Source organism: Dinoroseobacter sp. S76 (genome assembly GCF_049801095.1).
Classification (GTDB): domain Bacteria; phylum Pseudomonadota; class Alphaproteobacteria; order Rhodobacterales; family Rhodobacteraceae; genus Dinoroseobacter.
Genome location: NZ_JBNAGH010000002.1, coordinates 495,525 through 521,912, shown reverse-complemented (window position 1 = coordinate 521,912; position 26,388 = coordinate 495,525). Strand labels below are relative to the sequence as shown.

At 65.2% G+C, this 26,388-nt stretch carries 25 protein-coding genes; 14 read left to right on the top strand and 11 right to left on the bottom strand.

Annotated elements, in window-relative coordinates:
• Positions 1 to 39 precede the first annotated feature (39 nt).
• From mtnK to ACP153_RS08320, 5 genes are read left to right on the top strand one after another with little or no spacing between them, the layout of a single operon-like run.
• A complete protein-coding gene (gene mtnK / locus ACP153_RS08340; RefSeq protein WP_424970516.1) occupies positions 40 to 1,299 on the top strand; it encodes an S-methyl-5-thioribose kinase in 1,260 nt (419 codons plus the stop codon).
• Entirely contained in the window at positions 1,296 to 2,399 is a 1,104-nt protein-coding gene (gene mtnA, locus ACP153_RS08335; protein WP_424970515.1) for an S-methyl-5-thioribose-1-phosphate isomerase, read from the top strand. The genes mtnK and mtnA overlap by 4 nt, the downstream gene beginning before the upstream one ends.
• Positions 2,400 to 2,402: 3 nt before the next feature.
• Positions 2,403 to 3,401, top strand: coding sequence for a sugar-binding transcriptional regulator (locus tag ACP153_RS08330; RefSeq protein WP_424970514.1), 999 nt, complete (start codon positions 2,403 to 2,405; stop codon positions 3,399 to 3,401).
• Positions 3,398 to 4,084: a class II aldolase/adducin family protein gene (locus ACP153_RS08325; protein WP_424970513.1), complete on the top strand. Its 687-nt coding sequence runs from the start codon at positions 3,398 to 3,400 to the stop codon at positions 4,082 to 4,084. Before ACP153_RS08330 ends, ACP153_RS08325 begins: the two co-directional genes overlap by 4 nt.
• 12 nt (positions 4,085 to 4,096) lie before the next feature.
• Positions 4,097 to 5,176 carry an aldo/keto reductase gene (locus tag ACP153_RS08320; RefSeq protein ID WP_424970512.1) on the top strand — a complete coding sequence of 360 codons (1,080 nt, stop codon included), beginning with the start codon at positions 4,097 to 4,099 and terminating at the stop codon, positions 5,174 to 5,176.
• Positions 5,177 to 5,188: 12 nt separating this feature from the next.
• Here the strand turns inward: ACP153_RS08320 and ACP153_RS08315 are convergent, their stop codons facing one another.
• The 8 genes from ACP153_RS08315 to ACP153_RS08280 all read right to left on the bottom strand — a co-directional run bounded on the left by ACP153_RS08315 (position 5,189) and on the right by ACP153_RS08280 (position 13,424).
• Positions 5,189 to 5,767, bottom strand: coding sequence for a c-type cytochrome (locus tag ACP153_RS08315; RefSeq protein WP_424970511.1), 579 nt, complete (start codon positions 5,765 to 5,767; stop codon positions 5,189 to 5,191).
• Complete coding sequence (locus tag ACP153_RS08310) at positions 5,764 to 7,029, bottom strand: PQQ-dependent sugar dehydrogenase (protein WP_424970510.1); 1,266 nt, start codon at positions 7,027 to 7,029, stop codon at positions 5,764 to 5,766. The genes ACP153_RS08315 and ACP153_RS08310 overlap by 4 nt, the downstream gene beginning before the upstream one ends.
• Before the next feature lie 186 nt (positions 7,030 to 7,215).
• A complete protein-coding gene (locus ACP153_RS08305) occupies positions 7,216 to 7,818 on the bottom strand; it encodes a dihydroxyacetone kinase subunit L (protein WP_424970509.1) in 603 nt (200 codons plus the stop codon).
• Complete coding sequence (locus tag ACP153_RS08300) at positions 7,818 to 8,816, bottom strand: dihydroxyacetone kinase subunit DhaK (RefSeq protein WP_424970508.1); 999 nt, start codon at positions 8,814 to 8,816, stop codon at positions 7,818 to 7,820. The genes ACP153_RS08305 and ACP153_RS08300 overlap by 1 nt, the downstream gene beginning before the upstream one ends.
• A 30-nt stretch (positions 8,817 to 8,846) precedes the next feature.
• The gene (locus tag ACP153_RS08295) at positions 8,847 to 9,860 is read right to left on the bottom strand and encodes an ABC transporter permease (protein ID WP_424970507.1); all 1,014 of its coding nucleotides are present in this window, start codon (positions 9,858 to 9,860) and stop codon (positions 8,847 to 8,849) included.
• A 7-nt stretch (positions 9,861 to 9,867) separates the two neighbouring features.
• A complete protein-coding gene (locus ACP153_RS08290; protein WP_424970506.1) occupies positions 9,868 to 10,869 on the bottom strand; it encodes an ABC transporter permease in 1,002 nt (333 codons plus the stop codon).
• Positions 10,866 to 12,362 (bottom strand): sugar ABC transporter ATP-binding protein, encoded by a 1,497-nt coding sequence (locus ACP153_RS08285; RefSeq protein ID WP_424970505.1) that lies wholly within the window; start codon positions 12,360 to 12,362, stop codon positions 10,866 to 10,868. Before ACP153_RS08285 ends, ACP153_RS08290 begins: the two co-directional genes overlap by 4 nt.
• A 72-nt stretch (positions 12,363 to 12,434) precedes the next feature.
• Positions 12,435 to 13,424, bottom strand: a complete 990-nt coding sequence (locus ACP153_RS08280; protein ID WP_424970504.1) for an autoinducer 2 ABC transporter substrate-binding protein — start codon at positions 13,422 to 13,424, stop codon at positions 12,435 to 12,437.
• 224 nt (positions 13,425 to 13,648) lie between these two features.
• On the opposite strand from ACP153_RS08280, the gene ACP153_RS08275 reads away from it, so the two are divergent.
• The 8 genes from ACP153_RS08275 to dusA all read left to right on the top strand — a co-directional run bounded on the left by ACP153_RS08275 (position 13,649) and on the right by dusA (position 22,286).
• The gene (locus ACP153_RS08275) at positions 13,649 to 14,623 is read left to right on the top strand and encodes a sugar-binding transcriptional regulator (RefSeq protein ID WP_424970503.1); all 975 of its coding nucleotides are present in this window, start codon (positions 13,649 to 13,651) and stop codon (positions 14,621 to 14,623) included.
• The gene (locus ACP153_RS08270; protein ID WP_424970502.1) at positions 14,623 to 15,471 is read left to right on the top strand and encodes a sugar phosphate isomerase/epimerase family protein; all 849 of its coding nucleotides are present in this window, start codon (positions 14,623 to 14,625) and stop codon (positions 15,469 to 15,471) included. Before ACP153_RS08275 ends, ACP153_RS08270 begins: the two co-directional genes overlap by 1 nt.
• Positions 15,472 to 15,494: 23 nt before the next feature.
• Positions 15,495 to 16,508 (top strand): thiamine pyrophosphate-dependent dehydrogenase E1 component subunit alpha, encoded by a 1,014-nt coding sequence (locus ACP153_RS08265; protein ID WP_424970501.1) that lies wholly within the window; start codon positions 15,495 to 15,497, stop codon positions 16,506 to 16,508.
• Between the two features lie 5 nt (positions 16,509 to 16,513).
• Positions 16,514 to 17,497, top strand: a complete 984-nt coding sequence (locus ACP153_RS08260) for an alpha-ketoacid dehydrogenase subunit beta (protein ID WP_424970500.1) — start codon at positions 16,514 to 16,516, stop codon at positions 17,495 to 17,497.
• Entirely contained in the window at positions 17,494 to 18,720 is a 1,227-nt protein-coding gene (locus tag ACP153_RS08255) for an acetoin dehydrogenase dihydrolipoyllysine-residue acetyltransferase subunit (protein ID WP_424970499.1), read from the top strand. Before ACP153_RS08260 ends, ACP153_RS08255 begins: the two co-directional genes overlap by 4 nt.
• A 33-nt stretch (positions 18,721 to 18,753) precedes the next feature.
• Positions 18,754 to 20,247: an FGGY-family carbohydrate kinase gene (locus ACP153_RS08250; protein ID WP_424970498.1), complete on the top strand. Its 1,494-nt coding sequence runs from the start codon at positions 18,754 to 18,756 to the stop codon at positions 20,245 to 20,247.
• A 534-nt stretch (positions 20,248 to 20,781) separates the two neighbouring features.
• A complete protein-coding gene (locus tag ACP153_RS08245; RefSeq protein ID WP_424970497.1) occupies positions 20,782 to 21,159 on the top strand; it encodes a hypothetical protein in 378 nt (125 codons plus the stop codon).
• A 119-nt stretch (positions 21,160 to 21,278) separates the two neighbouring features.
• Positions 21,279 to 22,286, top strand: a complete 1,008-nt coding sequence (gene dusA / locus ACP153_RS08240) for a tRNA dihydrouridine(20/20a) synthase DusA (protein WP_424970496.1) — start codon at positions 21,279 to 21,281, stop codon at positions 22,284 to 22,286.
• 9 nt (positions 22,287 to 22,295) lie between these two features.
• Here the strand turns inward: dusA and ACP153_RS08235 are convergent, their stop codons facing one another.
• Positions 22,296 to 23,135, bottom strand: a complete 840-nt coding sequence (locus ACP153_RS08235) for a hypothetical protein (RefSeq protein ID WP_424970495.1) — start codon at positions 23,133 to 23,135, stop codon at positions 22,296 to 22,298.
• A gap of 55 nt (positions 23,136 to 23,190) precedes the next feature.
• On the opposite strand from ACP153_RS08235, the gene ACP153_RS08230 reads away from it, so the two are divergent.
• Complete coding sequence (locus tag ACP153_RS08230; protein WP_424970494.1) at positions 23,191 to 23,997, top strand: hypothetical protein; 807 nt, start codon at positions 23,191 to 23,193, stop codon at positions 23,995 to 23,997.
• Between the two features lie 9 nt (positions 23,998 to 24,006).
• On the opposite strand, the gene ACP153_RS08225 is transcribed toward ACP153_RS08230, so the two are convergent.
• Complete coding sequence (locus ACP153_RS08225) at positions 24,007 to 25,251, bottom strand: tetratricopeptide repeat protein (RefSeq protein WP_424970493.1); 1,245 nt, start codon at positions 25,249 to 25,251, stop codon at positions 24,007 to 24,009.
• 141 nt (positions 25,252 to 25,392) lie between these two features.
• Positions 25,393 to 26,292 (bottom strand): hypothetical protein, encoded by a 900-nt coding sequence (locus tag ACP153_RS08220; protein WP_424970492.1) that lies wholly within the window; start codon positions 26,290 to 26,292, stop codon positions 25,393 to 25,395.
• Positions 26,293 to 26,388 lie beyond the last annotated feature (96 nt).

The following is a 26,388-nucleotide window of genomic DNA, read 5'->3' as shown; positions in this document are numbered from 1 at the left end:
GGAGCTCAGACAGATCAGAGCGAAACGGGGAGGGCGCTGATGAGTACAGGCGCGGCGTATGAGGCGCTGACGGTGGAGACGCTGTCGGACCGGCTCGCAGGGATCGCGGTTCTGGCCGCCAAGGTGGGGCCGGAGGCCAGCGCATGGCAGGTCGAGGAGGTCGGGGACGGCAATCTCAATCTCGTCTTCATCGTTTCGGGCCCGTCGGGAAAAGCCATTGTGAAACAGGCGCTTCCCTATGTGCGGCTGGTCGGGGACAGCTGGCCCCTGCCGCTCTACCGCGCGTTCTACGAGCATCACGCCCTGACCCGGCAAGCCGCGCGCGATCCGGGCTCGGTGCCCGAGATCTACCACTTTGACGAGGCGCAGGCGCTGATCGTGATGGAGTTTCTCGCCCCCCATGTCATCCTGCGCCGCAAGCTCATCGCGGGGGAGCGGGTCGAAGGTCTCGCGGGGTTTCTCGGGCGGTTCTGCGCGCGGACGGCCTTTCGCGGCTCCGAGCTGTCCATGGCGGGCGGGGACAAGAAGGCGGATGTCGCGCTCTTTGCCGGCAATGTGGAGATCCCGGCCATCACCGAGGCGCTGGTCTTCACCGACCCCTATTTCGACGCGGAGATGAACAACCATACCGAGGGGCTCGACCCGGTGGTTGCGCAGTTGCGCGCGGACACGATGCTCAAGGTCAAGGCGCAGCGGGCGCTGCAGCGTTTCGTCTCCAATACCGAGACCATGCTCCATGGCGATCTGCATTCCGGCTCGATCATGTCGACCGACAGCGACAGCCGGGTGATCGACCCGGAATTCGTGCAGTATGGGCCGCTCGGTTTCGACATCGGCATGCTCTGCGCGAACTTCCTCATGGCCTATTTCAGCCAACCCGCCCATCGCGGCGCGGATCTGGACGCCTATCAGGACTGGATCCTCGGGGTGATTGACGAGGTCTGCGCAACCTTCGAGACCGAATTCCGCCATCTTTGGCAGACAGAGCGGACGGGGATCCTCTATCCCAAATCGCTCTTTGAGGATCAGGGGCAGGACAGCATGCCCGCATGCGATGCGGTGCTCGCCGGGATCTGGCAAGACGCTTGGGCGGTCTGCGGGATCGAGATGCATCGCCGCTGCCTCTCGCTCGCCCATAACGCGGATTTCGAAGAGATCGCCGACCCGGCGATCCGCGCCCCGCTTGAGGCGCGCAATCTGACGATGGGGGCGGCGTTGATCCACGCGGCCGATGGCGGGCTGACCGCCGCCGAAGTCTGTGCCATGGCGCAGGAATTCAATGGAAAGGACGTTCTATGAAGATCGACGGCACGCATTACCGATCCCTGTGGTGGAACGCCGAGAAAGGCCTTCTGGAGATCATCGACCAGCGCTGGCTGCCCCATGACTTCCGCGTGGCGCCCGTGGCCAGCATGCAGGATTACGCAGATGCGATTTTCCAGATGCGGGTGCGGGGCGCGCCGCTGATCGGGGCGACGGCAGCGTATGGCATGGCCTTTGCCATGGCCGAGGATCCGTCCGATGCCAATATGGATGCGGCCTGGACCTTTCTGGAAAAGACCCGCCCCACGGCGATCAACCTGCGATGGGCGTTGGATCGGTGCCGTGCTGCCTTGCGGCCTCTGGCCGAAGGGGATCGCGCGGCCGCGGCGCTGAACCTCGCCCATGAGATCGCCGACGAGGATGTGGAGATCAACCGACAGATCGGGCTGAACGGCCTCAAGCTGATCCGCGAGATCGCCGCGAAGAAACCGGCGGGAGAGCCGGTGCGTCTGCTCACCCATTGCAATGCCGGCTGGCTCGCCACGGTGGATTGGGGCACGGCCACGAGCCCCATGTATCACGCCCATGACGCGGGGATCCCGCTCCATGTCTGGGTGGATGAGACGCGGCCCCGAAACCAGGGCGCGTTGACCTCCTGGGAGCTGGGCAAGCATGGCGTGCCGCACACCTACATCACCGACAATGCGGGCGGGCATCTGATGCAGCACGGCATGGTCGATATGGTCATCACCGGCACGGACCGGACCACGCGGCAGGGCGATGTCTGCAACAAGATCGGCACCTATCTCAAGGCGCTGGCGGCCCATGACAACGGCGTGCCCTTCTATGTGGCGCTGCCCTCGCCGACCATCGACTGGACCGTCACGGACGGTGTGGCCGAGATCCCGATCGAGGAGCGGGACAGCCGCGAGATCACCCATATCCAGGGCGTCACCGAGGCGGGGGAGATCGGCGCGGTGCAGGTCACGCCCGATGGCACGCCCGGCGGCAACCCGGCCTTTGACGTGACGCCGAACCGTCTGGTCACCGGGCTGATCACCGAGCGTGGGGTCTGCGCGGCCTCCGCCGAGGGTCTCGCCGGTCTTTTTCCGGATTTCGCGCAGGCGGCGCAGTAACGCGTGCCGGCCCAGGCCCTTCCACCGGCAAAGGCGCGCAGCGGGGCGGATCCCGCCCGGCTCACGCCCCGGGACGATGCGCCCTTCATCGAGGCGGCCTGGCTCTATTACCATGACGGTCTGAACCAGACCGAGATTGCCGAGCGGATGCGGATCAGCCGCGCCTCGGTGGTCAATTACCTCAACGAGGCCCGGGCGCGGGGCTGGGTGCGGCTGCATCTGGACAGCGACGTGTTTCGCGGCCACCGCCTCGCCGCTGAGCTCTGCGCGGCCTATGGGCTCGCCGAAGCGCTGGTCATCCCCGACGATCCGGCGGAGCCCGAGGGGGCCGCCCGCGTGACCGCCGCGGCGGCGGATTGGCTGCCGCGCCTGCTGGAGCCCGGAGATCGGCTCGGCGTGTCCTGGGGGGCGACGGTCTATCAGATGGCGCAAAAGGTGCTGCCCCATCCCATTCCCGACCTGACGGTGATCCAGCTTCTGGGCTCGCGCCCCGCGGCGCTTGGATTTGCCGCCGAGACCTGCACGGCCATGCTGGCCCAAAGGCTGGGCGGGCAATGCATCAACCTCCATGTGCCGCTCATCCTGTCGAACAAGGCCCTGCGCGACGCACTCTGTGACGAGCCCGTGGTGCGCGCGCAGCTTGACGCGCTGGCGGGCTGCAACAAGACCGTGCTGGCCTGCGGGACCTGCGACGCGGATGCCCATGTGGTGCGCGCCGGGATCCTGAGCGCGGAGGCCATCGCGGGCCACCGCGCCAAGGGGGCCACCGGCGTGATCTGCGGGCGGCTGATCGATGGCGCGGGTGCGCCCATGGTCAGCGAGGTCGAGGACCGGATGATCGGCGTCACCCTTGATCAGATGCGCGGCAAGGATATGGCCCTGCTCGTGGCCGCCGGCGCCGGGCGTGCCGCCTCGGCCCGCGCTGCCCTGCGCGGCGGCTTTGTCACCCACCTCGCCACGAGCACCCGCATCGCCCAAGACCTGCTGGAGAGCCAGATATGAGCCCGACCCCCGCCGCCCCGCTGCCGGACACGACCGAGACCCGCCAGGCGCTGATCGATGCCTGCCTGTGGATGAATGCGCGCCACCTCAATCAGGGGACCTCGGGCAATATCTCGGCCCGCATCGAGACGGGCATCCTGATCACGCCCTCTGGTGTTCCTTATGAGGAGCTGACGCCCGAGGCCATGGTCACGATCCCGTTGGAGGGGGAGCCCCCGGCCACGGGCGCGAAGCCGTCTTCGGAATGGCCTTTCCATCAGGGGATGCATCAGGCCCGCCCGGATATGCCCGTGGTCCTCCACGCCCATCCGCCCTATTGCAGCGTGCTCGCGGTGCAGCGCCGGGCGATCCCGCCCTGTCACTACATGATCGCGGCTTTTGGCGGCCATGACGTGCCGCTCGCGGATTACGCGCTCTTCGGCAGCCCGGAGCTTTGCGCGAACATGGCCGAGATCATGGCCGACCGGCATGCTTGCCTGATGGCCAATCATGGCGCGACCGTGCTTGGGGAGACCGTGGCCAAGGCCCGCTGGCGGCTGGAAGAGCTCGAAACGCTTGCGCGGACCTACCTCTTCAGCAGCATGGGCGGCGAGGCCCAGCTTCTGAGCGAGGCAGAGATTGCCGAGGTGCTCGTGGCCTTCCAGAGCTACGGGCCGCGCGACGCATCGGAGACAGCAGACTAGGGGGAGGGGATCATGGAATATCGCACGCTGGGACGGACGGGGCTGAAGATCTCGGTCATCACCATGGGTACATTCACCTTTGGCGGGAAAGGGGCCTTTGGGCGCACGGCCAGTCAGGAAGTGCCCGAGGCCCGCAGGCTGGTCGATACCTGCCTCGATCACGGGGTGAACATGTTCGACACCGCCAACATGTACTCCACGGGCCTGTCCGAAGAGATCCTCGGCGAGATCCTCGAAGGGCGCTATGACGACGTGCTCGTCACTTCCAAGGCACGGATGCCGATCGGGGCGGGGCCCAATGACGAGGGGGTGTCGCGCTGGCATCTGATCCGGGAATGCGAAAGGTCCCTGAAGCGGCTGGGCACGGATCATATCGACCTTTACTACATGCATGAATGGGATGGGCTCACCCCGGTTGAGGAGAAGCTCGCCGCGCTCGACACGCTCATCCAGCAGGGCAAGGTGCGCTATGCGGGGTGCTCGAACTACTCCGGCTGGCAGGTGATGAAATCCCTCGCCGCCGCGCCGAGCCATGCCAGCCGCTTTGTCGCCCAGCAGATCCACTACACGCTTGAGGCGCGGGAGGCGGAGTATGAGCTCCTGCCGCTCTCGGTGGATCAGGGTCTGGGCGTGCAGGTCTGGTCGCCTCTGGCCGCGGGGCTTCTTTCGGGCAAGCATCAGCGGGGCAGCGGACCTGCCGAAGGCTCCCGCCAGGCCCAGGGCTGGGATGAGCCGCCGATCCGCGATATGGAACGGCTCTGGTCCATCGTCGATGAACTGACCGAGATCGGCGAGGTCCATGGGGTCGAGGCTGCGCAGGTCGCCTTGGCCTGGCTCCTGACCCGTCCGGCGGTGGCCTCGCTCGTGGTCGGCGGGCGAAATACGGACCAGTTCGAGCGGAACTTCCGCGCCGTGGATCTGGTGCTGTCGGAGGAGGAACTGACCCGGCTTAACGATGTGAGCCGCTTGCCGCTCCTTTATCCCTATTGGCACCAGCACAATTTCGCGCGGCCCCGGTTCGGCCCGGCGGATCAGGCGCTCCATGCGGATTACCCGGACCGCCATTATGGCGGCGAGGATGGTCTGATCTAGCAGGCCGTCGCGCTATTCGGCGGGCAGGATCTCCAGCCCCACATTCGCGTACCATTCCGCCAGGGCGCGGATCTCTTCATTGCTGAGATCGGCCGAGATCTCGGTCATGATCTCATGCTGGCGCTTGCCGCTGCGAAAGGCCTTGAGCTGCGTGTCGATATAGATGTTCACCTCGCCCGCGAGATTGGGCGCGTCGAGCAGGACCGAGATCCCGTCCGGCCCGTGGCAGGACACACAGGCCGCTGGCGCCTGATCGGCGCTCACCCCTTCGGGCAGGGTCGCCACGACCCGGTGGTTCGCATACCAGGCGGAGACATCCGAAATCTGCTGCGCCGAAAGCCCGGAGGCCACGACGCTCATCATCTCATGTTGCCGTGCCCCGGTCTTGAAGGCCATCAGCTGCGCCTCGAGATACTCCTTGGGCTCGCCCCCGATATGGGGCGCGATGGGGATCGCGGCATAGCCATCCACCCCATGGCAGGTCCGGCACATATTGGCGATCTTGCGCCCCTCCGCCGGATCGCCCCCATGGGCCGGGAGCCCCCCGGCGAGCATCAGCCCGCCGAGAAGCGTGATGGCGACAAACCTCATTGAGCGGCCATGCCCACATAGGCGATCCGCCAGATGGCCCCCGCGAAGTCATCGGAGACCAGCATGGAACCATCGGGCAGGAACTCGATATCCATGGGCCGTCCGCGATACTCGCCGGTCTCTTCATTGAGCCAGCCATCGGCGAAGACCTCGGCCCCGACCGCATCGCCGGTTTCCGGATCGAGTGCGGTGAACATCACGCGCGCGCCCACGGGCGTCGTGCGGTTCCAGGACCCGTGCTGGGCCCAGAAGATGCCGCCGTGATATTGCTCGGGATAGCTGCTGTCATGGTAGAAGCGCATGCCCAGATCCGCCGCATGGGCGGTCAGCTCGAGCTGCGGCTCGACAAAGCTCACGCCTTCGGGGCGCGGGAAGTCATCATCCGAGACGATCTCGACCCGGCTGTTTGTCCAGGGGAAGCCGAAATGCTGGCCCGCCTCGGTTTGCCGGTTCAGCTCGCCCGGCGGGATGTCATCACCCATGCCGTCGACCTGATTGTCCGTCCACCAGAGCTCGCCCGTGGCCGGGTTGAAATCCTGCCCCACGGAGTTCCGCACGCCGCGGGTATAAACCTCGCGCTCGGACCCGTCGGTATTCATGCGGATGATCCCGCCGATCCCGATCTCGTCATAGAGCTCGATCTTGTCCACGGGCTGCACATTGTGCGGCTGGCCGAGGGAGACATAGAGCTTGCCATCCGGGCCGATATCGCAGACCCGCGCGGAGTGGTTGAAGCTCTCTTCCTCCACCGGGATCAGATCGCCCTGGGCGACCACGGTGCCCACGGCGATATCCGGGCTCTCGAAGAAGAACTCGGCCGCCGGGAAGACGAGGATCCGGTTTCGCTCGGCGATATAGAGGAACCCGTCGGGCGAGAAGCAGGGGCCGTTCGGGATGTCGAACGTCACCGAGGGGGCGAAATCCTTGACCTCGTCGGCGACCCGGTTGCGGTCGCGATCCACGATGGACCAGACCTTGTCCTTGCGCGTCCCGGCAAAGAGCACGGTGCCTTGCGGCGCCATGGACATGGAGCGCGCATCGGGCACCACCGCATAAAGGCTCACCTCGAACCCGTCAGGCACATTGATATGCTCGAGGATATTGCGCAGGGATGCGGCCCGGTCTCCGTCCTGATCGACGAAGGTGAAACTCGCGTCGGTCTTCTGCATATTGCTGAGCTTTTCCATGTTGTCCTGGGCCAGCACCGGGCCCGCCAACATGGTGCCGAGCAACAGCCCGGCAACGCCGAATTTATACGTCATAATTTCCTCCCAAAATGGCTCATCGAAGCGCGCCGCTCTCTGTGGTGTGGTCGCGCTCTTTGAGCCTCCATGATCGCTTTACGCAGGGCAATGTGTCAACTTTTTTGAGATTGTTTCTGTCTATAAAGTATTACAATCTCACGTTGAATCCCAAGCGCTTAGACACTTGGAGGGGCAGGTCTGCGCTCAGCCCTTGCCCACAGCGGCCAGAACAATCGCGCGCATGGCGAGCATCCCGGGATCGTCCATGCCGATGCTCTTTTCGCCAAAGATCCGGGCGCGGCCCACGGTGGCTGGCTTGTCGCGGAAGGCGTCCAGCGCCTCCTCCACGGCCTGAGCCGCCGCAGTGGACGGGTCCCCGGCGCCGACGAGCCCCTTTGCCACCGCGTCGAGACTGTCGAGCACGGTCTTGCCGCCGAGTTCCGCCTTGCCGCGCTCCTGCATCTTGTCGCGCGCCCCCGCGATCAGATCCGCCACAGCCTCCGGTGCGAGCTCGGTCTGGCCGCGCAGGGATTTGGCCGCCGCCATGAGCCCCGTGGCCATGAGCGTGCCATAAGAGGAGCCCGAGGATTCGGTGAAGGCCTTGGCGCAGCTCAGCAGCGCCATGCCCAGATCCTCGGGCAGGTCGCCCTTACGTTCGGAAATCGCCCGCATCCCCCGGGTCATGGTCACCCCCAGATCGCCATCCCCGAGCGCCCCATCGGCGCTGTTGAGCATGTCGAAATCCCGCTCCATCGCGGCGGCGATCCGGTCAATGGCCTCCAGAAGCGTCTCCCGGGTGATGGTCATCAGACCCTCCAGAAGGCGCAGTCGCACGGCGCGGTCAGCAAGGCCTCCAGCTCCGCGTCCAGTTTGCACAGGGTGAAGGAGACGCCCGCCATTTCCATCGAGGTGGCGTAGCGTCCGACGAGCGGCATGACGATGCTCGCGCCTGCCTCCTCAAGCCGTGTCTTGACGATGCGGTAGAGGATATAGAGCTCCTCGGGCGGGGTCGCGCCGAGGGAGTTCACCATGATCGAAACCCGGTCGCCCGCCTCGAGCGGCATATCGGCGAGCAGGCGGTCCATCATCTCGGTCGCCACCTGATCGGCGCTGCGCAGCTTGCCGCGCCAGACCCCGGGCTCCCCATGGATGCCCATGCCCATCTCCATCTCGTCCTCGGCGATCTCGAAGGTGGGCTTGCCCGCTTGCGGCACCGTGCAGGGCGAGAGGGCCGCGCCGATGGAGCGGCAGGCATCGGCGGCTTTCTGGGCCACGGCGGTGACGGCGGCCAGATCCTGTCCGGCCTCGGCTGCCGCCCCGGCCATCTTGAAGGCATAGACCATGCCGGCCACGCCCCGGCGTTTTTCATGCTCTTCGGGCGGGGCAGAGGCCACATCATCGGCCAGCAGCACTGTGGTGCATTCGATGTCGTCGAACTCCACCAGATCCCCGGCCATGTCGAAATTCATCACGTCGCCGCCGTAGTTCCCATAGAGCCGCAGCACGCCCGCGCCCGTATCCGCCGCCCGGATCGCATCGGCCATCTGCTCGGCGGAGGGGGAGGCGAAGACATCGCCAATCGCGCAGGCATCGAGCAGCCCGGTGCCCACATAGCCCGTGAACACCGGCAGATGCCCCGAGCCGCCGCCGGTCACGATCCCGACCTTGCCCGCCTTGCCCGGCGTGGCGCGGGCGACGACCTTGCCGCTCTCTCCATGGAGCCGGTAATACTCTGGATGCGCCGCGGTCAGGCCCGCCAGCATCTCATCCACGTAATCCTCGGGTCGGTTGAGTAGCTTTTTCATGTCGTCCTCCTCCCGGTCAGACTGTCTCGCTTATTTGGGGGCCTTGGCGAAGCTGTTGCGCAGGGTGGCCAGGGCGTTGGTGTTGATCACCATCACGAGGATCAGAAGCGCGCCCCAGATCAGCTCGCGCGCGAAGTTCGAGACCTGCAGCATGTTGAGCCCGCTCGACAGGAACTGCATGGACAGCACCGCGAGCACCACGCCGATCACCCGCCCATAGCCGCCATAGGGGTTCACCCCGCCCAGCACCGCGATTAGCACCGCCAGCAACAGGTAGGACGAGCCGTAATCGGCCTTGGCGGAATTTGCGCGGCTCATGATGATCAGCCCGGCCACCGAGGCGAACATGCCCGCGATCACATAGACCTTCAGGAGCATCCGGTTGATGTCGATCGCCGCATAGAGCGCGGCCAACGGGTTCGCACCATACATGGTCACCTTCAGGCCGAACGCCGTGCGCGTCAGGATGAAATGCAGGACCACCGCCAGCAGTGCGAAGAGGATCAGCGGGACGGGGATGCCCATCACCTGCGCGTTGCCGATCAGGGCGACGGTGCCCGGAAAGCCCATCACCGCACTGCCGCCGGTCATGGCGATGGCAAAACCCGTGAAGACGAGGCCCGAGCCCAGGGTCGCGAGGATTGGGGGCAGGCCGAAAAACGCCACGAGGCAGCCATTGGCGAGCCCGGCAATGGCGCCGATGCTGAGCGCGGCCGTGATCGCGAGGGCAAGCCAGAGGGCCGATTGCCCAGCCGCCATTTCGGGGCTGGTGAATTGCGTAAGGATCAGCGCTGCGACCACCGCCGAGAGGTTGGCGATCCCCACAACCGAGAGGTCAATTCCCCCGGTCATCATGGCCAGGGTCATTGCCAGCGCGAGGATCGCGAATTCCGGGAACTGGAACGCCATGGAGGTCAGGTTCTGCGACGACAGAAACCGGTCCGGCGACAGCACCGCCATCAGGCCGAAGACGAAGACCGCGATCACCATGAGCCGGAATTCCGGCGCTGCGGTGAGGGTTGATCTGGAGGCTTGCTTGCTCATGAAATCCTTACCCCGCCCGTGCCGCGGCCCGCTTGGCGCGATATGCGGGAACGCCCGTGCCCAAGAGGATCAGAAGACCGATGGTGACCGATTGCCATGTGGTCGGAATGCCGATGACGATCAGGCTGTTCTGGACGATCACGATGAGCGCCACGCCCAGCAGCGTGCCCGTCAGCGTGCCATAGCCGCCGATCAGCCGCGCGCCGCCCAGCACCACGGCGGCAATGACCGACAGCTCCAGCCCCACGAGCGAGAACGGGTCCGCCATCCGCCCGACCGAGCCATGGATGATCCCCGCCAGACCCGCCAGCGCGCCCACATAGACATAGACGAAGAACTGCGTCCATTTCACGTTGATCCCGATGCGCCGCGCGCTCTCGACCGAGCCGCCAATGGCATAGATCGACCGGCCCAGCATGGTCTTTTGAAGGATGAACCAGGTCAGGATGATCACGCCGACGAGGGCGAGCACGGACCAGGGGATCGAGTAGAAATTCCCGGCCTCCGTCGTGCCCCGGGCCAGCACCCCGCGCGAGAAATCCCGCATGGAGGGGGGCAGGGCCGAGATCCGCTGCGAGCCGACGAATGTCAGCAGGAAGCCGCGAAAGATCGACAGGGTGCCGAGCGTCACGATCAGTGTGGGCAGACCCAGAAAGGCGATGAAAAACCCGTTTATCGCGCCCAGACAGGCGCCGAAGAGCACGGATATGACAAAGATCAAAGGCCAGGGCGCCTCGGGCCAGATGGCGAGAAACACCACAGAAGAGGCATACATCGCAAAAACCGCGATGGCCGTGAAACTCACATCGATCCCGCCGGAGACCAGCACCAGCATGGCGCCCACGGCCAGGATGCCGATGACGATCGAGGCGCGCAGCAGGTCCGAGACCGTGGTGATCGTGAAGAACCGCGGATCCGACAGGGTCGCGATGATGCAGAAGAGCGCGATGACGCCGGCGACGAGCGTTTCGTTCCGGGTCCAGAAATCTTTGGGCAGCCAATTCATCATGAGGCCAGCCTGCGCGCGAGATCATCCTCGGTGGCCACGCGCCCGTCCAGCGCGTCGATGATCCGCCCATCGCGCATCACGAGGATGCGGTGGCAGGTCGCGAGCAACTCAGGCAGGTCGTCCGAGATCACGATGATCCCGATCCCCTGGCTGGCCAGATCGCGGATGATGTCATGGATATCCGCCTTGGAGCCCACATCCACCCCCACGCTCGGCCCATTCAGCACCAGCACCCGGGGCGCGCGCGACAGCCAGCGCGCCAGCGCCACCCGCTGCTGATTGCCGCCTGACAGGGACTGCACCGGCGCGGCCACATCCGGGGCCTTGACCTTGAGCCGTTTCAGCCAGCCCGAAGCCTCCTCCACAAGGCTGCCCATATTCAGGAACCCGTTCGTTGTATGGGCATCGAGCCGCCCGATGGCCACATTGCGCAGGATCGACTGGCTGAGGAACAGTCCCTCGGTCAGCCGGTCTTCGGGCACATAGCCGATCCGCGCCATGGAGGCCGCTTGCGGATCACCCGTCGGCACCTCGCGGTTCTCCACGGAGATCGTGCCTGCATCCGGCGCGACCAGACCAAAGAGCGCCTTGGCCACCGAGGTCCGCCCGCTGCCCAGAAGCCCGGTGATCCCCAGAACCTCGCCCGCGCGCAGCTCGAAATTGATATCCTCGAAAGAGCCTTCCTTGCTCAGCCCGCGCACCTCCATCAGCGCCTCGGCTCCGGCAGCATGGTCGCTGGGCGGCACTTCGGGCACGTCCCGGCCCGTCATGTGATAGGCCAGCGATTGCGTGTCGAATTCCGAGGCAGGCCCCTCGGCCACCTTCTTGCCATTGCGCAGCACGACGACTTTTTCCGACACCTCCAGCACCTCGGCCAGCTTGTGGCTGACAAAGATCACGGCGACGCCTTCCTCCTTCAGCATCCGGATGATGCCCTGTAGGCGGCGGACCTCCTTTTCCGTCAGGGCGGTGGTGGGCTCATCCATGATGATGAGCTGCGCTTCCGAGGCCAGAGCCCGGCAGATCGCGACGAGCTGCTTCTGCGCCACGGGCAGGGTCTCGACCCGGGCGTCGAGGTCGATCTCGACCCCGATCCGGTCCAGCGCCTTGCGCGCGATCTCGCGGCTGGCGCGGGGGTTGAAGAACCGCTGATGGGTCGACAGCTGCGTGGCGAAGGCGATGTTCTCGGCCACGTTGAGGTTCGGAAAGAGCGAGAAATCCTGAAAGATCACCATCACGCCTGCGGCCGCCGAGATGCGCGGGTTGAGATCCGGGTGATCCTCGCCCGCGATGCGCACCATGCCTTCGGTGGCAGGCTCCACGCCGGAGATGATCTTGATCAGGGTCGATTTGCCGGACCCGTTCTCGCCGGCCAGACAGACCGCTTCGCCGGGTTGGACGGTGAAATCGACGGAGTCGAGCGCGGTCACCCCCGCATAGCGTTTGGTAATCGCACGCAGGTCGATAAACGCGGTGTCACGTGTCGGGGACATGAACAACCAACTTCAATGAGGATGTCTTGGAAAAGGCGGGACGGCCCGGAGGCCGCCCCGTCTCGGGAGTGATCAGAACGGGTATTCCGCCATGTTCCCCGCATCCACATTCACCCAGGCCTGGCCATAGATGACCTTGCCGTCGAGGGTGATCTTTTCGTAGCCGGGCAGGCCGAGATCCATGCCATCGGTGACCGTCTCGCCATTCATCACCATGACGGCGAGCTTGTTCATGGCTTCGCCCGCGACCGCCGGATCCCAGAAGCCGATGCCGTCCACGGCGCCGGTCTCAAGATATTGGCCCGCGATGGAGGGCAGGGAGGTGCCGAAGACGCAGGTTGCATCCTCCATCCCACGCTCTTCGATCGCGCGCCCGATCCCGGCCACATCTGTGGAGGCGGACCCTTGCATGCCCTTGATGTTCGGGAAGGCGCGCAGCACCTCCTGCGCCTTCGTGTAGGCCTGCTCTGCATCGTCGAAGGTCTCGTTCTTGTCGCCGACGAGCGTCATGTTCGGGTAGTTGGCCTTCTGATGCGCAATCGCGCCATCGACCCACTGGTTATGGGTCTGGGAGGTCAGCGAGCCCACATAGACCGCATACTCGCCCTCACCGCCCATGCAGGTGGCGAGCTGTTCCATCAGGTTGGCGCCGAAATCCTCGTTCACGAAGGCTTCGAGGTCATAGGCCGTGTTCTGCTGGGCTGCGGCCTCATGGGTGATCACGGCGATGCCTGCCTCCATGGCGCGGCCGAGCACGGGCTCCAGCGCTTCGGGCGACATCGGCACAACGGCGAGCGCGTCCACGCCTTGGGCGATCATGTCCTCGATCAGTGCGACCTGCTGCTGCGGGTCGGCCTGGGCGGGCCCGACCTGGAAGGCGTTCATACCGGATTCACCGGCGAATTTCTGGACGCCTTCCTCCATGCGGTTGAACCACTGGATGCCCGCGATCTTGACCACGGTGGCGATGTCCTTGGAATGACCATCCGCCGCCACCTGCGTGCCCAGAAGAGCTGCCGAAGCAAATGCGGCACTGGCCAGCAATGTAATCTTGGTCTTCATCTATTCCTCCCTAAGCCCGCGGATGCGGGTCCTCCTTCCGTCCGGCGCGTATGGCGCTGGCGCAAAAAAACCTGTGATAAATCAGCGTCCTGTCCATGCTTGAGCATATGTCTCCGGGCGCTTCGATCACACTTGTGCATTGACTGCACGTTTGTGACTATATAAGCACGAAAGCCTCGGTCAAGCCATTTTGTCGCAGGTCGCGGGGAGGCCCCGGAACGCCCATGTTGATGCAGAAACGCCAGGCGGATAACGACATCGCCCAGGCCGCATGGCTTTATTATGTTGGCAATCTCAGCCAGCAGGAGGTCAGCAAACGGCTCGGGATCTCGCGGTTCAAGGTGCTGCGGATGCTGGCGGATGCGCGGGCGCAGGGGCTGGTTCGAATCGCGGTCGAACACCGGACCTCCCGCACACTCGAACTGGCCGACCGGCTGGTTGCGGCCTTCGATCTGCAGGAGGTGCAGGTCGCGCCGATCGGGGCCGAGACCGATGATGAAGCGCTCGCTCGCAACGCGGTCGCGATCCTCGCCAGCAGCTATCTCGCCCGGATCGCGGGGTCGGATCGGCAGGCCACCGTGGGGCTCGGCTGGGGCCGGACGTTGTCGTCCATGGCCGATAATCTGACCGGCGTGCGCAATTCCGGGCTGACCTTCGTGTCGCTCATGGGCTCCGTGACCTATGCCTCGCACACCGCGCCCGGCGATGTTTGCGTCCGGCTCGCGGCTCAGACCGGCGGGCGCGCGATCCTGATGCCTGCGCCCTTTGTGACCGACAGCGCCGAGGCCTGCGAAGGGATCATGTCCCAGCGCCTTGTGCGCGAGGCCATGGATGTGGCGCGCATGGCGGATCATGCGCTGATGAGCGTGGGCGAATGCCGCGAGGGATCGATCCTCTTTGACAGCGACATTTTCAGCGCCGACCAGATCCAGCAGTTGCGCGATGCGGATGTGGTCGGGGATTGCTGCGGAGTGTTCTACAAGGCCGACGGCACCGTGGCGGATATCGAGCTCAACAGCTGCACGCCCTGTGTTCAGCCCGCGGATATGGCCGGAATGGATACGGTGCTGCTGGCGGCGGGGCTCGGCAAGCTCGCCGCCACGATTGCCGTGCTGCGCGCCGGGTTCGTCAAGAAGCTGTTGGTGGACGAGCGGCTGGCCACGCGCCTTGTGGCCGCCAGCAAAAAGGGGGAGGCGTGATGGAAGGCTTCGGGGTGCATACCAGCATGTGGACCATGTCCTGGGACCGGGCGGGCTGCGAACGCGCGGTGGCCAAGGCGCAATCCTATGGCATGGATTTTCTCGAGATCGCGCTACTTGATCCACCCAGCGTGGATGCGGATCACAGCCGTCAGGTGCTCGAGGCCGCCGAGATGCGCTCGGTCTGCTCCCTCGGTCTGCCTCAGGCGGTCTGGGCGTCCCACAATCCGGACGGCGCGGTGGCCTTCCTGACCCAGGCGCTCGACAAGGCCGCGGCCATGGGGTCTGAGGCGCTTTCGGGGGTGGTCTATGGCGGGATCGGGGAGCGTTCGGGCAAGCCGCCCACCCAAGCCGAGCTCGACAATGTAGCCGATGCCCTGACCCGCGCGGCAGCCCATGCGAAATCCCTCGGGCTGCTCTTCGGGATCGAGCCCGTGAACCGTTACGAGACCCATCTGCTCAATACCGGCTGGCAAGCGGTCGAGATGATCGAGCGGATCGGGGCCGAGAACATGTTCGTCCATCTCGACACCTATCACATGAATATCGAGGAGAAGGGCGTCGCTCAGGGCATCATCGATGCGCGCGAGCATCTCCGCTATATCCATCTGTCGGAATCCGACCGGGGCACGCCCGGGGCCGGCACCATCGCCTGGGACGAGATCTTTGGCGCCCTGCGCGCCGTGGGCTTCACTGGCGGGCTCGCCATGGAAAGCTTCATCGACATGCCGCCCGAGATCGCCTTCGGCCTCTCGGTCTGGCGGCCCGTGGCCTCCGGCGAGGCGGAGGTTATGGAAAACGGTCTGCCGTTCCTGCGCAACAAGGCACGGCAATACGGGCTGATCTGACGGGATCCGAGGACAAAACACATATGAAAAACTCAACGCTGCCCGAGCTTTATGCCGAGATGCGCCGCGTGCGCAGCTTTGAAGAGCGCGTGGGCGAGCTCTTTGTGCGCGGCCAGTCGGCGGGCTCCATGCTGCATCTCTCGATCGGCGAGGAAAGTGCCGCCGTCGGCGTCTGTGCGGCCATGGAGACCGGCGATACCTTCACGACCCACCATCGCGGCCACGGGATTTTCCTCGCGCGCGGGGCCGATCCCAACGGGATGATGGCCGAGATCGCGGGCAAGGAGAGCGGCTATTGCCGGGGCAAGGGCGGCTCCATGCATATCGCCGATATGGGGCTCGGTCATCTGGGCGCGAACGCCATCGTCGGCGGCGGCATCCCGGCGGTCGTGGGGGCGGGCCTCTCGGCGCGCCACCAGCAGAGCGGCGCGGTCTCCATCGCCTTCTTTGGCGACGGGGCGACTGGGCAGGGGATCCTCTATGAGAGCATGAACATGGCGGCGCTCTGGTCCCTGCCGGTGGTGTTTGTCTGCATCAACAACCAATACGGCATGGGCACGCGCATCGATCAGGCCACCGCCAATCCGCGCCTCCATGAGCGGGCCGAGGCCTTTGGGCTCGCCGCCCGCACCGTAGATGGGCTCGCGGTCGAAGACGTGGCCGAGGCGGCCGCCGAACTGATCGCCGGGGCCCGCGCGGGCAAGCCCGCCTTTCTCGCGGTGGATTGCTACCGGTTCTACGGTCACGCCCGCAAAGACAAATCCCCCTATCGCGATGCCGCCGAGGAGGAAGAGGGCCGCCAGAAGGACCCGGTCCAGCAAGCCCGCGACAAGCTGATCGCCTCGGGGCAGATGGGGGAGGCCGAGCTCGACGCGCTCGACGCCAAGATCGCCACGGAAATGGACGGGGCGATCGACTTTGCCATCGCCGGGGAGGAGCCGCAAATGGCCTCCATGTTCCGGGATGTCTACGACCCGTCCCAGCCCGAGCCGGAGCCCGTGCGCACCCGTCTCGACCGCGTTCTGGCGCAGGAGTGAGCGGCATGGCGCAGATCGAGACGACCTATCGCGATGCTCTCCGCCTGGCCCTGTCCGAAGCGATGGAGGCCGATGACAGCGTGGTCATCATGGGCGAGGAGGTGGGCCGCTATGGCGGCGCCTATGGCGTGACCAAGGACCTGATCAAGAGTTTCGGCGCCGAGCGGGTGATCGACACCCCGATCTCGGAGGCGGCGATTGTCGGCACGGCCGTGGGGGCCGCCATGACCGGCCTGCGCCCGGTGGCTGAGCTCATGTATGTGGATTTCATCGGCATGACCATGGATCAGCTTGCCAATCAGGCCGCCAAGATCCGCTATATGTTCGGGGGCCAGATCGGGGTGCCCATGGTGCTGCGGACCCAAGGCGGCACGGGTCGCTCAGCAGGGGCGCAGCACAGCCAGAGCCTTGAGGGCTATGTCATGCACACGCCGGGCCTGCGGCTCGCCATGCCCGCCACGGTCGAGGATGCCTATCACCTGCTGCGCCAATCCCTGCAGCAACCCGATCCTGTGGTCTTCATCGAACATAAGGGGCTCTATACTCAAAAAGGCAGCCTCGACCCGGCGGTCGAACCCGCGCCCTGGGGGCGGGCCTCAGTGTTGCGCGAAGGGGGCGATCTGGTGATCGTCACCTATTCGCGGCAGGTCCATCACGCGCTCGCCGCCGCCGAGACCTTGCAGACCGCGCACGGGCTTTCTGTTGCGGTCGTGGATCTGCGCACGCTCAATCCGTTCGATTTCGACACGATCCGCCCACTGGTCGAGGCCGCGGGGCGCGCCATGGTCGTCTCCGAAGGAGTGATGACCTGTGGCGTGGCAGCGGAGCTGAGCGCGCGGATTACCGAGGAATGCTTTGATTTCCTTGAGGATCCCGTTGTGCGCGTGGCGGGCGAAGACATCCCGATCTCGGTCTCGCCTCTGTTGGAGGCGAACTCGGTCCCCACGCCGGATCTGATCGTCGCGACCGCGCGCAGGATGTTCCCATGACCACGCTGGCCAAGCTGACCCTGCCCATGCCGCGTCTGGGCGAGACCATGGAGGAGGCAACGGTCGCCGAATGGCTTGTGGCCCCGGGACAAAGCTTCAAGCGGGGCGATCCGCTGCTGGAAGTCGAGACCGACAAGACCATGGTGGAGTATCCTGCGCTCGGAAACGGAACCTTGCTGGCGATGCTCGTGGCGCCCGGCGATGTGGTCACGGTTGGCACGCCGATTGCCGAGATCGAAACGGCGGATCCCTGGGACGGGATTGAGGGGGAGGCGGATCCTGAGCCCCCCGAACCGGCGCCTGCGATGGCCAGGCCGATAATGGCACCGGTCACCGCAGCCCCCGCCAACCCGGCTCGCCTCCGCGCCACGCCGCTCGCCCGGCGGATCGCGCGGGAGAGCGGGCTCGCCCTCGACGGGATCCCGGGCACGGGGCGGCGCGGTCGGATCGAGGCGGCGGATGTGCGCGCCCTGATCCCGGGCGCGATCCCCCTCGCGGCCCCGCGAAACACCCGCGCGGCGGCCACCGCCCCGGTCTATTGCGTCCACGGCTTTGCAGGCCTCGGCGCGAACTGGGCGGCGCTCCGCGCGGATCTGCAACGCTCCGGCCTCAGCTCCTCGGCGCCGGACCTGCCGGGCCATGGCCGCAACCCGGCGGAGGTGAGCGCAGCGATGGACCTCGTGGACTGGCTGGCGGAGGATCTCGCGCGCCAGCCCGCGCCCGTGCATCTGCTCGGCCATTCCCTCGGCGCCTGGGTGGCGGCCCGGGCCGCGCAACGCGCCCCGGAGCGGGTCGCGCGCCTGACGCTTCTGGCGCCGGCAGGATGCGGGCTCGAGATCCATGGCGGGTTCCTTACCAGCATGGCCGCGGCCCCCGGTCCCGGAGAGCTCGCGCACCTGATGCGGCTCCTCGGTCCCAAGGCGTCGGCCCTCGACAGCGCGGCCCTCAGCGCCATGGCGCAAGAGCTGCGCGGTCAGCGCCTCGCGGCCCTCAGTCGCGACATGGCGCGGGGCGACACGCAACGGATCGACACGCTCGGCCCCCTACGCGCGTTGGCGGGGCAGATGCCGATCACCGCCATCTTCGGGCTTGCCGACCGGATCATCCCGCGCGCCCATGCCTTTCACTTGCCGCCCCATGTCGCCTGCCACATGGTAGAGACCGGGCATATGCCGCATTGGGACGCCACCGCAGATGTGGCGGCCATTCTCGCGGCACCCTGAGACACCACAGACGACCCAAGGGAGGAGGGGAGTATGGCCTATGTCTTGACCGCCGATGGCGGGACCGAAAGCCTGCGCGTCCGCATCTATGATTTGGAGGGGACCTGCGTCGGCTCCCATGCGGAACCCTATGAGACGACCTTCGCGCCCGGCGCCCGGGCCGAACAGAATCCCGAGGATTGGTGGTCCAGCCTGTGCGTGGCGACCCGCGCGAGCCTTGCGGAGGCAGGGATCTCCGGTGATCAGGTCGAGGCGATGGCGTATGCCACCACCTGCTGCACGGTTGTGGCGCTCGACAAGGCCGGAGCCCCCCTGCGCCCGGCGCTCATGTGGATGGATGTCCGCGCCGACAAGGAAGCCGAGGCCGTGCTCGCCACGGGCGATCCGCGGCTGCGACTGAACTCGGACGGGGCCGGGCCGGTCTCGGCGGAATGGATGATCCCCAAGGCGCTCTGGCTCAAACGGCACGAGCCCGAGATCTACGACGCGGCGCACACGATCTGCGAGTATCAGGACTACCTGACCCTGCGCCTGACCGGAGAGCGCTGCGCCTCTCTCAACAATGTCGGCCTGCGTTGGCACTACGCGAACCGCGATGGCGGCTGGGCGTCGAGCCTCGTGACCGCGCTCGGCATGGGCGATCTGGTGGAGAAATGGCCGGGCCGCGTCGCCGCCCCGGGCGAGGTTGTGGGGACACTGACCCCGGAGGCCGCCGAGGCGCTGGGTCTCTCGACTCGCACCAAGCTCGTCCAAGGCGGGGCCGACGCGCTGATCGGGATGATCGGGCTCGGCGTGGCGCAACCCGGGCAGCTCTGCCTGATCACCGGCTCCTCGCATCTGCAATTCGGCGTCACCGAGGCCCCCTTCCACGCGCCGGGCATGTGGGGCGCCTATGCGGATATCGTTTATCCGGATCGCTACATTATCGAAGGCGGCCAGACCTCCACCGGGTCGGTGATCAACTGGCTGCGCCGCTTCGTCGGCGGTGAGCTTGATTTCGACGAGATGAACCGCAAGGCCGCTGCCCTGCCGCCCGGGGCCGAGGGGCTGGTGGTGCAGGACCACTTCCAGGGCAACCGCACGCCCTATACGGATGCGCTTTCCCGCGGGGCGATCACCGGGCTGACCCTGGCCCATGAACCCCACCACGTGTTCCGTGCGATCATGGAGGGGATCTCCATGGGCACCCGCGCGATCCTCGAGGCCTTTGCCAAGGGCGGCTACCAGGGCAGCGAGATGGTGGCCGGGGGCGGGGCGACGAACTCCGAGCTCTTCATGCAGATCCACGCGGATACCGCCGGGATCCCCGTGCGCATCCCGGCCTCCACCGATGGGCCGACGCTGGGCTCGGCGATCCTCGCGGCCCACGGCGCCGGGCACTTTGCCAGCATCGATGAGGGGATCGCGGCTATGGTCAAACCGGGCCGGGTGATCGAGCCAAACCCGCAAGCGGTCGCCGCCTATGACGAGATCTACGCCCGCTACCACGCGCTCTATCCAGCCCTGAAAGACGCGCTGGCGCGCTAGCGCGGCGCACGGCTTGCGTTAAGATCCCGGGGCCAACGCCGAAGAGGGAGGTGCATGCCTTGCAGCGTCGCCACAGGAGCTCGCGTGGCGCGTGTCCGCCCGTAGCAACCGCGCCAAGCAGATATCGAAGAACTGCGATAAGGCACGACGCGTTTAATGCCCTGTGGCGCCAGTCGAGAATTTGAGATCTGGACCGCGGCAAGCGCCCTTGTCGGCATGCAGGCAGTGTGAAGCGGGAGCCGCTTCCCGCCGGCACCGATAATGGACGGGTTCAGCGAGAAATTTTCCAATTCAGAACAGTTGGTTATATCAGATATGTCTGTTCGGTCCGGCAATTCCAAGAAAAGCAATTCTATTTGCCATCGAACAGCAGCTTTGCGGGACGAAACTGCTGTTCGATGATCAGATTTGAATGTCGGCTCTGCGTGCTTTGTTTAGAAACTAGAGTTATTTATCAAAGACAAATGCTACGATACACTAGCGTCGATCAAAGCGAACTGTTTTGAGGCTGCCTCAAGAGCGAACGTTATAGATATGGATACTTTCTCTGTTTGTTTGTCCGGTGAAAAGATTGAAGTGGAAGCGCTTGATCTGACTTTGAAAAGACTTGCCTTGACCGCTTTCCATTTGAAAGGTGAGCCAATTGTTCGACGACCAGGCCATACTTATGCAGAATGTTTAATCGCGTTTGACGCTCCAGGCTTCAGATTATTGGAGTTACTTCAATACCTGCTGAGTGTGAACTACGAGTTAAGAAAACTGGGTGTGCAAGATTTAGAAGTTCATACGCTGATGGAAAGAAGCGACCAGATCAATGGCGAACTAAGTGCCAAGGAGATTGCGATTTTGTCTGAGCTTGGTGCAGATTTCACGTGGTCAGTCATTGCAAGCGACGTTTCGAGAACACTCTAGCGTTGAAATTCAAACCGGCCATTTGGTCACTCGGCAGCATCGGTCGCTATGGGTTCAAAGAAGTCATGCCATAGCAGCGCACGTATCGACCTGTTCGCCCAGACTTGCTAAGGCGGGCCATGGCCCGCAAGCTCGACCACCACGCACGTCTTTCTATCGCCCCCATGATGGACTGGACCGACCGCCACTGCCGGATGTTTCACCGGCAGTTCTCGCGCGAGGTTTTGCTCTATACGGAGATGGTGACTGCCCCGGCGCTGGTGCGGGGGGATGCGACGCATCTGCTCGAGTATACCGCAGCCGAGCATCCGCTGGCCCTGCAGCTTGGCGGCTCGGATCCCGTCGAGTTGGCCAAGGCGGTGCGGATCGCCTGCGGTTTCGGGTATGCGGAGATCAACCTCAATGTGGGTTGCCCCTCGGACCGGGTGCAGTCCGGTTGCTTCGGGGCGATCCTGATGGAGCGCCCGGCGCTTGTCGCCGAGTGCGTTTCGGCGATGATCGCGGCCAGCGACGGGCCCGAGATCACCGTGAAATGCCGGATCGGCGTGGATGATCAGGACCCCGCTCAGGTTTTGCCCGATTTCCTGCAGCAGATCTCCGAGGCGGGAGTGCGGCGCGTGACGATCCATGCCCGCAAGGCCTGGCTGCAGGGGCTCAGCCCCAAGGAGAACCGGGATATCCCGCCCCTCGACTACCCGCTGGTTCACGCCATGAAGGCGGCCTTTCCGGACCTGCACCTGTCGATCAATGGCGGGATCACGGATCTCGATCAGGCCGAGGCCCATCTGGCCGACGGGCTCGATGGCGTGATGATCGGGCGCGCGGCTTATCACGAACCTTCCCGCATCCTGAGTGCGGCCGATCGCCGGATCTATGGCCGGCCCGGCCCGGATGTGAGCGCCGAGGAGGCGGTCGAGGCCATGCGCCCCTATATCGCCGCCTATCTCGCGGCAGGGGGCAAGCTCGCCCAGGTCACGCGGCATATGCTTGGCGCCTTTGCCGGACGGCCCGGTGCCCGAGGCTGGCGGCGCATCCTGTCGGAGCAGGGGCATCGCAGCGGCGCGGGGCTCGAGGTGCTCGACGCTGCCTTGGCGCAGATCGCGGATCCCCATCGCAAGGCTGGCTGAGCCCGGCGCTCAGGCGTCGCGATAAAGGCTGCCCTTGTGGCGCGTCCAGTGATCCTTATGGGTCTGGCCGAGCCCATCGCGGGACATGAAGGCCTCAAGCTCCGGCCCCGGGATTGTGGCGATTTGCGCGAAAGCGGCACGCAGCTTGGCATGGTCATGGGCTGCGGTGACCTCAGCCACCATATCCAGCGACCCGCGCACGTCATGTCCGAAGAACGTTTTGCCCCCAAGTGCTTGCAGCGCATCGAGATAGGCATCGCGCCTCTCGAAATTCCGCAGGAAGAGCACCATACTCATCACGCCGCTGCCCGCAGCAAAGGCGATCTGCTCGCAAGAACGGGCTGCGATATTGCGCCCGTTGATCTCGGCGCAGAGCGACAGGAAGAGATCCTGTGGCGCGCTGGCATAGACAAACCCGTTGAGAAGCATCTCGCAGCCCATCTCCAACGCGGCATCGGTGAAAGGATCCCCGAACGAGGCGCTGAGCGCGGTGATATCGGCGATCAGACCGGATTGCCCCGACGCGTGTACCCGGTCGAGAAGGGGGCGGATCGGTGTGATCTGTGCCCAGTTGGCATCCACATAAAGCCCGCCGCGCACAAGCAGCAGGTGCATCCGCAGGACATCCGATGCCATGGCATAGGGCGCGCAGGTCTCGAAATGCTGGCGCACCTCCGGCCCGCAGCTGCGGTCGAGAAAAGCGCGGGCCTCGGCAAGGCTATAGGGTGTTGCGTGCAGACCGGGATGGGCGTTCCAGCTCGCCATGCAGTCCTGCACTTGCGGCGGAACATCCGTCTGGTACCAAAACAGCGAGACGGGGATGGGCGCGTCGGACGGATCTGCGGACATGGGACCCTGTTAGAGCCAGGGCCTGTCCCGCGCAACCATGAAGGCAGGAGAAGGCATGGCCGTGCAAACCGACCGCGACACCGCGCTGGAGCACCAGGGCTGGCAGGTCTTCGACCCAGAGCCCGCGGTGCTGGACTGGGTCGCACAGATCCGGCCGGTTGCGCTCGGGCTTGCGGCGGATCCCGACTTGCGGGCCCAATGGCTCCGCCATGGCGGGACCTGGTTTGCCGGGGTCAACGCGCTGCCCAATGACGGGGCCGGGCGGGTCGGGGAGGGGCCCGCCTTGTCCGGAGCGGCCCTGGCCGCAGCGCAGGGCATTGCCGGGCCCTTGCCCCTCGATCCGGCGCAGATTTCGGTGACCTATCCGGGCTATCCCCGCCGCGATCCCGGTGAAAGCGAGAGCGCTCATCGCTTCCGGCGCAATAGGGACGCGGCCCATCTGGACGGGCTCTTGCCCATCGGCCCCGAACGGCGCCGCTTTATCGCCGAACCCGCGGCCTTTGTGCTGGGCTATCCGCTCACCGAGGCCGATTCAGGAGCCAGTCCGCTGGTGGTCTGGGAAGGCAGTCACCATCTGCTGCGCGCCGCCTTGCGCCGCGCCATGGCCACCCTGCCTCCGGCAGAGTGGCGGACCCGCGATGTGACCGAGATCTATACGCAAACCCGGCGAGAGGTCTTCGCGCAGTGCAAGCGCGTGCCCCTGCACGCGCCCCCGGGCGGCGCGATCCTGCTGCACCGCTTGATGCTGCACGGCGTGGCGCCCTGGGCCGAGGGTGCGCGCGCGGATCCCGCGGGCCGCGCCATTGCCTATTTCCGACCCGATCTGCCCGGCGGGGCAGAGGCCTGGCTCGCGGAGCCCTGAGCCCGGCCCCTAGAACCGCCGCTCCAGCCCCAGTTGAAACCCCGTCTCCGTATAGCTTAGGGCGTCAACATCGGATTTTGTGCGCTCATAGCTGATCCGGGCGAAAGGGGAGAACCCATCGCCAATGAAGATATCGCTCTTTTGCACCGTCAGTTCGATCCCGATGCCGCGCTCGTTGGGGTTCGCCGTCAGGACCGGGCTCGGCGCATCATAGTCGCGATACCGCGCATAGAGGGTCGGGCTCAGCGTCAGGCCAAAGGCGACATCGATGCTGCCGAAAACCCGGATCTGGCTGTCCTTGTAATCGGCAAAGCTGTCCTCCAGCCGGTTGTCCTCATAGCGGAGAGCCGTACCGATCGAGGCGCGTCCCCCCAGCGAGCGGCGAAATCCCAGTTCTCCGGTGACCACGCGACCGCTGAGCGCGATGGCGCGGGCGCTTTCCAGCTGCGCGACCGAGGCGGAGCCAAACACGGAACCACCGAGCAGGTTGCGCCGCTCAAATGTCAGCCGCAGCCCATAGCGGTCCTCCGCCTTGCGACCTGCGATGTAGCGCGTGCGGCCAAACAGGCTCAGCCCCACGGATGTCCGGTCGCCAAGAAACCGCAAGCCGGTCTGCAGGCCAATGCTCGTATCGTCGAACTTGCTGCCCGGCCCATCCTCGAGGTCCAGCGTCGTCCCGAGAAACGCCACCGTATCCGCATGCGCCATCAGCGAGGTATCAAGCGCCTTGCGATAGGTGGCATCCCCGACCACCCGCAGACCCAGTGCCGTCTCGCCATCGCGTTGGAACGTGAAGGGAACGACGCCGTCGCCGAAATTGAGATCCGCTTGATCCGTATCGAAGTCCCGCCCATCTCCGACCGATGTCAGCCCCACGGACAGGTTCCAGTCGAAACCCCGACGTGCGTCGATCGCGCGGATGAAAGACAGGATCCTGAGGCGCACAGGCTCCGGCAGATCGCCAGAGAGCACCGTGAAAAACTCCTGCCGCGCACGGGCCCAGAGCTCAGCCTCGAAATAGGCCCGCGCCAATTCCAGCCGGACGCGCACAAGCGTGGGATCCGCAGCCAGCAGGTCGAGAAAGAACGGAATGGCGTCATTCGGGCGCCCGGTATTGAGCAGGGCGAGACCGATCAGAAACTGACGTTCCACGGCCATGAGCGCGGCCTCGGAGCCCGCCGCAACGGGCCGGGCGGTGCCAGGCGATGCCGGGCGCTCGGCCCTTTCCTGTGCCAGCGCACCCGTTCCCGCCAAGCCCAGCGTAAGGCACAGGAGGCCACAGCTAACCCGACCCCAGCGCGATACTCGCCGGGCGCGCTTGAGGATCTCCGTCGCTGTCATCCCAGACGCGGATCCTCTGTGCGGACTGACCCGTCGTCTTTTGGGCAAGCGTCTCTACTTGGCACCGAAAGCGCCAATATAGGTGATGGAGTCGGGGCCAGAGAGGCTGAAGGTTCCGCCGACCTCCTCCGCGTTCGGCCCATTGAACACCCCGTCCGCTGTTCCGATGACAACAGGACCGGAAACGAACGCGCTGAATTCGCCATTGATCACAGCGCCGCCACCCGCGAAGTCGAGTTCATTGGCTGCGATCACTTCCGCCGTGCGCAAGTTTACGGCTTCCGTATTCATGCTGGTGATTGAGGCGGTTGAAAAATCCGTGCGGACCTCGATCACGGACAGCGTTGTGTAACCTTCCCCATCGCTGAGCGTGGCAATGCCCGAGGATAGTCCTTCGTAGGTGGCAGTTTGCCCTTGTGGGATGTTTGCGAGCGGGGTGCGCGCACCGTAGATCCCAGCGCCAGCGGTGCCCCGGCCAGATTGCAGCCCTGATACCCAGGAGCCAAAAACCTGGTGCTCAAACGGCTCGAACCCGCCATCCAAGAAAAACGCGATCCGGTCACCGTCTACGCTGGTGAACGCGGCAATCGGGCCCGAACCGCCTACCGTAGAGTCCGTATCAAGATTGAAGACAACTTGGGAGCCGTCGGCCCGATACTCGAGAATGAAGCCGCGCCCGTCATCGCTTGTCACGAAGGCGAAACTGCGACCCGGACCAGAGACATTGGACAGTACCGTGCTTCCATTGCCCGGCGAGAAGCGTACGTCGCTTGTGACCGCTTCGCCTGGGATCTCCACGGTCCCGTCCCCAAACAGCTCGCTGTTGTTGGTGTATGGCGTATTGCCTCCACCGCCACCGCCACCGCCACCGCCACCGCCACCGCCACCGCCGCAGGCGGACAAGAATGCGGTCGTCAGGCAGATGAATATGGGATAAGCGGTATTTCCAAGCATTCTTCTCTCCGGTGTACTTTTTCGCGTGATTTCTTTGGGTGCCCGATTTTGGTGGAAATAAAGGCATGATTGAAGGGTATTAACTGCACCCAAGAT

Bases quoted from the DNA above. Each gene is read 5' to 3' on its own strand.
- mtnK (WP_424970516.1), top strand. From the start codon at position 40: ATGAGTACAGGCGCGGCGTATGAGGCGCTGACGGTGGAGACGCTGTCG.
- mtnA (WP_424970515.1), top strand. From the start codon at position 1,296: ATGAAGATCGACGGCACGCATTACCGATCCCTGTGGTGGAACGCCGAG.
- ACP153_RS08325 (WP_424970513.1), top strand. From the start codon at position 3,398: ATGAGCCCGACCCCCGCCGCCCCGCTGCCGGACACGACCGAGACCCGC.
- ACP153_RS08320 (WP_424970512.1), top strand. From the start codon at position 4,097: ATGGAATATCGCACGCTGGGACGGACGGGGCTGAAGATCTCGGTCATC.
- ACP153_RS08315 (WP_424970511.1), bottom strand. From the start codon at position 5,767: ATGAGGTTTGTCGCCATCACGCTTCTCGGCGGGCTGATGCTCGCCGGG.
- ACP153_RS08310 (WP_424970510.1), bottom strand. From the start codon at position 7,029: ATGACGTATAAATTCGGCGTTGCCGGGCTGTTGCTCGGCACCATGTTG.
- ACP153_RS08305 (WP_424970509.1), bottom strand. From the start codon at position 7,818: ATGACCATCACCCGGGAGACGCTTCTGGAGGCCATTGACCGGATCGCC.
- ACP153_RS08300 (WP_424970508.1), bottom strand. From the start codon at position 8,816: ATGAAAAAGCTACTCAACCGACCCGAGGATTACGTGGATGAGATGCTG.
- ACP153_RS08295 (WP_424970507.1), bottom strand. From the start codon at position 9,860: ATGAGCAAGCAAGCCTCCAGATCAACCCTCACCGCAGCGCCGGAATTC.
- ACP153_RS08290 (WP_424970506.1), bottom strand. From the start codon at position 10,869: ATGATGAATTGGCTGCCCAAAGATTTCTGGACCCGGAACGAAACGCTC.
- ACP153_RS08285 (WP_424970505.1), bottom strand. From the start codon at position 12,362: ATGTCCCCGACACGTGACACCGCGTTTATCGACCTGCGTGCGATTACC.
- ACP153_RS08280 (WP_424970504.1), bottom strand. From the start codon at position 13,424: ATGAAGACCAAGATTACATTGCTGGCCAGTGCCGCATTTGCTTCGGCA.
- ACP153_RS08275 (WP_424970503.1), top strand. From the start codon at position 13,649: ATGTTGATGCAGAAACGCCAGGCGGATAACGACATCGCCCAGGCCGCA.
- ACP153_RS08270 (WP_424970502.1), top strand. From the start codon at position 14,623: ATGGAAGGCTTCGGGGTGCATACCAGCATGTGGACCATGTCCTGGGAC.
- ACP153_RS08265 (WP_424970501.1), top strand. From the start codon at position 15,495: ATGAAAAACTCAACGCTGCCCGAGCTTTATGCCGAGATGCGCCGCGTG.
- ACP153_RS08260 (WP_424970500.1), top strand. From the start codon at position 16,514: ATGGCGCAGATCGAGACGACCTATCGCGATGCTCTCCGCCTGGCCCTG.
- ACP153_RS08255 (WP_424970499.1), top strand. From the start codon at position 17,494: ATGACCACGCTGGCCAAGCTGACCCTGCCCATGCCGCGTCTGGGCGAG.
- ACP153_RS08250 (WP_424970498.1), top strand. From the start codon at position 18,754: ATGGCCTATGTCTTGACCGCCGATGGCGGGACCGAAAGCCTGCGCGTC.
- ACP153_RS08245 (WP_424970497.1), top strand. From the start codon at position 20,782: ATGGATACTTTCTCTGTTTGTTTGTCCGGTGAAAAGATTGAAGTGGAA.
- dusA (WP_424970496.1), top strand. From the start codon at position 21,279: ATGGCCCGCAAGCTCGACCACCACGCACGTCTTTCTATCGCCCCCATG.
- ACP153_RS08235 (WP_424970495.1), bottom strand. From the start codon at position 23,135: ATGTCCGCAGATCCGTCCGACGCGCCCATCCCCGTCTCGCTGTTTTGG.
- ACP153_RS08230 (WP_424970494.1), top strand. From the start codon at position 23,191: ATGGCCGTGCAAACCGACCGCGACACCGCGCTGGAGCACCAGGGCTGG.
- ACP153_RS08220 (WP_424970492.1), bottom strand. From the start codon at position 26,292: ATGCTTGGAAATACCGCTTATCCCATATTCATCTGCCTGACGACCGCA.